This window comes from Streptomyces sp. NPDC086989 (genome assembly GCF_044745505.1).
Taxonomy (GTDB): Bacteria; Actinomycetota; Actinomycetes; order Streptomycetales; family Streptomycetaceae; genus Streptomyces.
The window spans coordinates 1-2,674 of record NZ_JBIVAL010000055.1 but is presented as its reverse complement, the minus strand read 5'-3'; the positions used below and the strand labels follow the sequence as shown (position 1 = coordinate 2,674).

1 rRNA gene is annotated in these 2,674 nt (G+C 56.4%); it reads right to left on the bottom strand.

Going from position 1 to position 2,674, the window contains the following annotated elements:
- Positions 1-31: 31 nt before the first annotated feature.
- Positions 32-2,674 (bottom strand): 23S ribosomal RNA (locus ACIPK4_RS40070); the annotation flags it as partial.

The window sequence follows — 2,674 nt, the reverse complement described above, 5'->3', positions numbered from 1 at the left end:
TTCAGAACTAACACAGTGGACGCGAGCAACTGAGGACAAGCCCTCGGCCTATTAGTACCAGTCAGCTCCACCCGTTACCGGGCTTCCACATCTGGCCTATCAACCCAGTCGTCTACTGGGAGCCTTACCCTCTCAAGGAGGTGGGAATACTCATCTTGAAGCAGGCTTCCCGCTTAGATGCTTTCAGCGGTTATCCCTCCCGAACGTAGCCAACCAGCCATGCCCTTGGCAGGACAACTGGCACACCAGAGGTTCGTCCGTCCCGGTCCTCTCGTACTAGGGACAGCCCTTCTCAATATTCCTACGCGCACAGCGGATAGGGACCGAACTGTCTCACGACGTTCTAAACCCAGCTCGCGTACCGCTTTAATGGGCGAACAGCCCAACCCTTGGGACCGACTCCAGCCCCAGGATGCGACGAGCCGACATCGAGGTGCCAAACCATCCCGTCGATATGGACTCTTGGGGAAGATCAGCCTGTTATCCCCGGGGTACCTTTTATCCGTTGAGCGACGGCGCTTCCACAAGCCACCGCCGGATCACTAGTCCCGACTTTCGTCCCTGCTCGACCCGTCGGTCTCACAGTCAAGCTCCCTTGTGCACTTACACTCAACACCTGATTGCCAACCAGGCTGAGGGAACCTTTGGGCGCCTCCGTTACCCTTTGGGAGGCAACCGCCCCAGTTAAACTACCCATCAGACACTGTCCCTGATCCGGATCACGGACCGAGGTTAGACATCCAGCACGACCAGAGTGGTATTTCAACGGCGACTCCACAACCACTGGCGTGGCTGCTTCAAAGTCTCCCACCTATCCTACACAAGCCGAACCGAACACCAATATCAAACTGTAGTAAAGGTCCCGGGGTCTTTCCGTCCTGCTGCGCGAAACGAGCATCTTTACTCGTAGTGCAATTTCACCGGGCCTATGGTTGAGACAGTCGAGAAGTCGTTACGCCATTCGTGCAGGTCGGAACTTACCCGACAAGGAATTTCGCTACCTTAGGATGGTTATAGTTACCACCGCCGTTTACTGGCGCTTAAGTTCTCAGCTTCGCAACCCCGAAAGGTCACTAACCGGTCCCCTTAACGTTCCAGCACCGGGCAGGCGTCAGTCCGTATACATCGCCTTACGGCTTCGCACGGACCTGTGTTTTTAGTAAACAGTCGCTTCTCGCTGGTCTCTGCGGCCACCCCCAGCTCACGGAGCAAGTCCGATCACCAGTGATGGCCCCCCTTCTCCCGAAGTTACGGGGGCATTTTGCCGAGTTCCTTAACCATAGTTCACCCGAACGCCTCGGTATTCTCTACCTGACCACCTGAGTCGGTTTAGGGTACGGGCCGCCATGAAACTCGCTAGAGGCTTTTCTCGACAGCATAGGATCATCCACTTCACCACAATCGGCTCGGCATCAGGTCTCAGCCTTATATGAGGGACGGATTTGCCTACCCCTCGGCCTACACCCTTACCCCGGGACAACCACCGCCCGGGCTGGACTACCTTCCTGCGTCACCCCATCGCTTACCTACTACAAGTCTGGTTCGTCGGCTCCACCACTTTCCTTTCCCCGAAGGGTCCGGAACGGCTTCACGGACTTAGCATCGCCTGATTCGATATTGGGCGTTTCAAAGCGGGTACCGGAATATCAACCGGTTGTCCATCGACTACGCCTGTCGGCCTCGCCTTAGGTCCCGACTTACCCTGGGCAGATCAGCTTGACCCAGGAACCCTTAGTCAATCGGCGCACACGTTTCTCACGTGTGTATCGCTACTCATGCCTGCATTCTCACTCGTGAACCGTCCACAACTAGCTTCCGCTGCTGCTTCACCCGGCACACGACGCTCCCCTACCCATCACAGCGGGCGTTGGCCCTATAGCTGCAATGACACGACTTCGGCGGTACGCTTGAGCCCCGCTACATTGTCGGCGCGGAATCACTTGACCAGTGAGCTATTACGCACTCTTTCAAGGGTGGCTGCTTCTAAGCCAACCTCCTGGTTGTCTCTGCGACTCCACATCCTTTCCCACTTAGCGTACGCTTAGGGGCCTTAGTCGATGCTCTGGGCTGTTTCCCTCTCGACCATGGAGCTTATCCCCCACAGTCTCACTGCCGTGCTCTCACTTACCGGCATTCGGAGTTTGGCTAAGGTCAGTAACCCGGTAGGGCCCATCGCCTATCCAGTGCTCTACCTCCGGCAAGAAACACACGACGCTGCACCTAAATGCATTTCGGGGAGAACCAGCTATCACGGAGTTTGATTGGCCTTTCACCCCTAACCACAGGTCATCCCCCAGGTTTTCAACCCTGGTGGGTTCGGTCCTCCACGAAGTCTTACCTCCGCTTCAACCTGCCCATGGCTAGATCACTCCGCTTCGGGTCTAGAGCGTGCAACTCAATCGCCCTATTCGGACTCGCTTTCGCTACGGCTTCCCCACACGGGTTAACCTCGCTACACACCGCTAACTCGCAGGCTCATTCTTCAAAAGGCACGCAGTCACGACCCATTGGGTAAACCCAATGAGCGACGCTCCCACGGCTTGTAGGCACACGGTTTCAGGTACTATTTCACTCCGCTCCCGCGGTACTTTTCACCATTCCCTCACGGTACTATCCGCTATCGGTCACCAGGGAATATTTAGGCTTAGCGGGTGGTCCCGCCAGATTCACACGG